Source organism: Brachyspira sp. (genome assembly GCF_050873525.1).
In the GTDB taxonomy this organism is placed as follows: Bacteria; Spirochaetota; Brachyspiria; order Brachyspirales; family Brachyspiraceae; genus Brachyspira.
Genome location: NZ_JBNMIZ010000198.1, coordinates 1 through 4,919 on the forward strand (window position 1 = coordinate 1; position 4,919 = coordinate 4,919).

Genomic DNA, 4,919 nt, shown 5'->3' on the forward strand with positions numbered 1-4,919 from the left:
ACTCTATATAGTATCATAAAAAATTAAATTATGCAAATTGATTAATTTCTACCAAATCCAATTTTTTTATTTTTTGAATAACGATATTATTTTTAAGAAGATAATTTTTTATATCTCTAACTCGAATCAATTTTTCGTTTCCGTCAAGCAAAGTAATCAATATTTTATTTTCGGGCATTATAATCAAATAATCTCCGTTTCTCTCTTCGCTTATTTTCAAAGCTTCTTTATCTTTAAGCAAATCAAATGCCGTTTTATCGTTATCGGTTTCTATCTCGTATAAAATATTTTTTGGAAGAGCGTTAATTTTTTTTAGATTAATCGGAATGAATTCTATTTTCAAAATTTTTATTCCAATATGAGCGAGCAAATTATTTATTTTATTTTTTAATAAACCTAAGTCTATATTGTCGGTTAAACTAATTTCCATAAATTCCGCTTCGCTTTCGCAGGCAAAAGGAGTCGGCGGAGTAAACGAAACTTTTTCAAGCGGATGAAAACCTTTACTTAAAGATATTTTTGCTCCCGCTATTTTCAACGCTGAAATCATGATTCGTGACAAATCATGCATTCCGAGTAAAGATGAAATTCCTTCTTTTTTGAATTTTACAAATATTTTATGATTAACCGAAAAAATATCTCTCTTTTGCAAACTTTTCAATTCTTCTTTCAACTCTTCAAAATTTTTATTTAAAATTTCTTTTTTATATTTATGGCAGTAAGTTTTATAATCTATTCCGCAGTTTTGACAATTTCCCGTAAAACAGTAATCGGTAAATTTTCCGTTTTCAAATCTCTCGTATTCTCTGTCGAAAAATTTTTGGCTTATAAGAGTGTCAACGCATTTCCATGGCATTTCTTTTCTTTTTGATAGTAATTCTTTTATCGTTAGTTCTTTATCTTCAATAACTTTTTTCCAAATATCATATTTAAAATATTCAACCCAAGAATCGAATCTCGCTCCTCTTTTATAAGCTTCGTAAATTATATCTCCAACCGTTTCGTCTCCTCTCGATATTATTCCTTCAATTTCCGCCATTCTCGGAGGATGATATTTAATCGAAACTTTTGTTTTTCTAAATCTGTTTTTTATTTTTTCTATGCAAATAATCGCTTCTTCATCCGTAAGCTGATTCAAATTTTCAAGCGGGGTATGAGGCTTCGGAACGAAAACATTTATAGCAGCGTTTATCTTCACTTTATTTTTTGAGACTTTTATCATTTTTTCCAAAGTTTCTATAATTTCGTCCGCTTCTTTATCGGGATTTTCCGTAAAGCCAATCATAAAATAAATTTTTACCGTTTTCCATCCCATAATTTGAATGTCGGAAAGAATATTAAATATTGCGTCTTCGTCCATCGATTTATTTATTTTCTCTCTCAATTCATGGCTTCCAACTTCCAAAGCAAAAGTTAAACCCGTTTTTTTGAACTGCCCTATTCTATTTGCCGTTTCTTTATCGAAAGAATCTATTCTCAAAGAAGGCAGAGACAAAGAAAATCCTTTATGCTCTCCCAAAGTTTGAAGATAATCTATCAAATCGGCAATATTCGGATAATCGTCCGCAGAAAGCGAAAATAAATTCAAAGTCCCAGAACCTGTCGCTTCCAGAGATTCCATCGCTATGTCGATTATTTTTTCAATTCTCCTATTTCTAACGGGACGATAAGTAATTCCCGCCAGACAGAATCTGCAACTATGAGTGCAGCCTCTCGCTATCTCGACTGAAATTCTGTTTTGTATTCCTTCCAAAATCGGCACTAAAGTTTTTTTGACATAAGGCATATCGTTAATATTTTCAACGAATATTCTTTTTACCGTCCTTTTTGGATATTTCGGAATATACGCGTATTCCAATTTTGATAATTCTTTTAATATATCGTCTTTTTTAGCATTATTTTTTTTAAAATTATAAATTATATCGACAAAGTTTTTTATTTCGTAATCGAATTCTCCCATTAAAAAAACATCGATAAAATTGGCAAGCGGAAAAGGATTATAAACACTCGGACCTCCAGCGGCTATAATCGGAAAATCTTCTCCTCGCTTTTCTCTAAAAATCGGAATCTGACTCAATTCTAAAATTTGCAAAATATTCGTATAAATTAATTCGTATTGAAGAGTAAAACCTAAAATATCGGCGTCTTTCACTTTACTAAAAGTTTCCAAAGTATATAGAGGAATATTTTTTTCTTTCAATAATTTTTCAAAATCGGGCGCAACCGCATAAACTCTCTCGCAGGATGCGTATTCTATAGAGTTAATAACTTCGTAAAGTATGGAAAGTCCCAAGTTACTAATTCCGACTTCGTATAAATCGGCAAAAGACATTACGAATTTAAAATCCATATCGGGTTTTATTATTGCGTTTATCTCTCCGCCCAAATATCTTGTCGGTTTTATTATATCGCTGGTTTTAAGAAGATTTAATATTTCATCTTTCAAATTATTATTCATTTAATTTTATTCTATATCTTTCACTTTAACAATTAAGCCCGCAGCTTCCAATAACGAAACTATATATACTTTATCGTTATCTTCTATATCGATAGCCATATTGCATACGCCGAAAACTGGTTCGGGAGCGGGACGAATAACCACTTCGATTCCAGCGTCCATTAAAACTTTTTCCGCTCTAATTAAATCTCTTGGAGTTTGTAAATAACAAAAACTTTTTATCATAATTTCTTCCTTGTAAATAAAATATTTAGCAAAATATTCAATAAATATATTTCAAAACATGATATATCAAAATAATTTTCTGCCAATTAATATTAATAGTTTCAAAACAATTTCTATTGAAAATAATATAATTTCAATATATTATAATACGATTAAATAAATAACGGGGAATAAAATTGATAAGACATTCGAGACCCACAATAAGAAAAAAAGATTTGGAAAGCGCCTTAAAAGTAATGATTAGCGACAATTTGGCTACGGGCGATATTATAAAAGAATTTGAAAAAACATTTGCAAATTATTTTGGAAAAAGTTTTTCTGCAATATTTGTAAGCAGCGGAACGAGCGCTTTGGAAATTATATTAAGATATTTAAATATCGGCGAAGGAGACGAAGTAATAATGTCTTCTTTTTTGAACGCTTCTCCTCTTCAAACTGTGACAAATCTTAAGGCAAAACCGATTTTAATAGATATTGACGAAGACAGTTTTCAAATATCGATGGATAATGTAATCGAAGCGATAAATGAAAAAACGAAAGCGATTATAGTCTCTCACATGTTCGGAAACTGCGCTTTGATAGACGAACTTGCAGATATTAAAGTTCCCGTTATAGAGGACGCTTCTCATAGTTTGGGCGGAAAATATAGAAATATACTTTTGGGAAGTTTCGGGGATTTCGCATATTTTTCTTTTTCGGCGACTCGAATGATAACTTCTGGCGGAGCTGGAGGAATGATACTTACGAAGAAAAAAGGAATGGACGCAATAAGAGATATTATTCATTATGATAAAAAAGAAAATTTTATTCCAAGATTCAATTACTGCTCAACTGATTTGCAGGCTTCAATTGGAATGGAAGAATTTAAACATATTGAAAGAATGATTGAAGTTAGAAAAGATATCGCATCGTTTTACGACTCGGCGATTTTGGAAAGTAAATTAAGTAAATTCTCAATGCATGATTCTGAAGAGCCTTCTTATTATAGATATGTTTGTATGTTAAACGGAGATATGAATATTTACGATACGATTTCAATGTTTGAAAGGCATAAAGTTGAAATTGCAAAACCGATATTCAAGCCATTGCATCAATATTTGAATCTGCCGAAAGAAGATTTTCCAAATACCGAAAGAGCTTACTTAAAAAGCGTATCTTTACCGATATATCCGACTTTGCAAAAAAGCGAGGCGGATTTAATATGCAAATTAATTAAACAAATTAGATGATTATATTATTCTGAAAGTTATCATCGCGTTCATATCGGCGTAAAGACTTTTTTTGAAAGCGGGATGACTTATATATTCTCCGATTTTCAAATTCGCTTCCATATATATTCTATTCAATAATTCCCATTCCAAATGAGCGTAAGCGCCTATAGTCTGCCATAATTGTTTCGTATTATTCATATAAGCGAGCATATAATTTAGCCCAACCGACATTGGATATAAATTCGCTATAAGTAAAGTATCCAATTTATAGGAAATATCATTCTGGTCCCTTATAAGAAGCAAATCGTAATCCAAATGATATTTTCCATATTTAATATATGCGTATTTAAAAGTAAGTCCCGCTTGAAGAACTATTCCTCTTCCCTCGAACATATTTTTTAAAAACTCGAATTTAAATGTCGGCGTAATTTCCGCTTCAAAAGAAATATTCTCGGTTTTATTTGCACTTTCGATTTCGTTTGTGGAAAAAGACTGATTGGAACTTGCAAAACTGACAAATCCTCTCTGCCCGAAAGTATAATAATTCAAAAAAGACAATTTGGCGTTTATATTGACATATTCTATAATTGAAGTGTCGGCGAAAACCGTCAATTTATTATTTTCTGCCGTCATATAATCGCTTATTCCAACATCCGTTTTTATTCCTTCCCAAATATAGCCCGGAAAAACATCCGAAATAAATCTATAGAATAATGTTAATTGTCCGCCGCCGTCAAGATAAGGCGCAAAATTTCCTTTCAATTCCGCTCCAATATAAAGCCCCGATTGAATATTAGTTTGAGCCATTATAGAACTAAATATTAATATAAAAAATATGAATACTGATTCTTTATTAAATGAACTTGCTAATAAAACAGGTAAATATAATGAGGTTAATCGCGCTTTTAAATATTATTTACCAAGTGGTCTTAGTATTGATAGTTATGATGATTATAATGCAGTATTTTCCTCAGCTAATTATAAATATTATTTATATGTTGATTTAATAAGCTATTATAAAAAAG

Annotated in this window: 5 protein-coding genes; 2 read left to right on the forward strand and 3 right to left on the reverse strand. The window is 30.9% G+C overall.

All coding sequences use genetic code 11. The features are described from left to right. Positions 1–28 precede the first annotated feature (28 nt). Both ACR0QS_RS11025 and ACR0QS_RS11030 read right to left on the reverse strand, forming a co-directional pair. A complete protein-coding gene (locus ACR0QS_RS11025) occupies positions 29–2,458 on the reverse strand; it encodes a TIGR03960 family B12-binding radical SAM protein (RefSeq protein WP_432633499.1) in 2,430 nt (809 codons plus the stop codon). A 6-nt stretch (positions 2,459–2,464) separates the two neighbouring features. Next, positions 2,465–2,683, reverse strand: a complete 219-nt coding sequence (locus tag ACR0QS_RS11030) for a putative Se/S carrier-like protein (RefSeq protein ID WP_432633500.1) — start codon at positions 2,681–2,683, stop codon at positions 2,465–2,467. Positions 2,684–2,859: 176 nt separating this feature from the next. On the opposite strand from ACR0QS_RS11030, the gene ACR0QS_RS11035 reads away from it, so the two are divergent. Then, positions 2,860–3,912: a DegT/DnrJ/EryC1/StrS family aminotransferase gene (locus tag ACR0QS_RS11035; RefSeq protein WP_432633501.1), complete on the forward strand. Its 1,053-nt coding sequence runs from the start codon at positions 2,860–2,862 to the stop codon at positions 3,910–3,912. Here ACR0QS_RS11035 and ACR0QS_RS11040 read toward each other — a convergent pair whose 3' ends face one another. Beyond that, positions 3,913–4,701 (reverse strand): toxin A, encoded by a 789-nt coding sequence (locus ACR0QS_RS11040; protein WP_432633502.1) that lies wholly within the window; start codon positions 4,699–4,701, stop codon positions 3,913–3,915. 28 nt (positions 4,702–4,729) lie between these two features. Between ACR0QS_RS11040 and ACR0QS_RS11045 the strand changes: the two genes are divergently transcribed. Further along, positions 4,730–4,919, forward strand: a 190-nt coding sequence (locus ACR0QS_RS11045; protein ID WP_432633503.1) for a hypothetical protein, incomplete at its 3' end; no start/stop codon positions are given.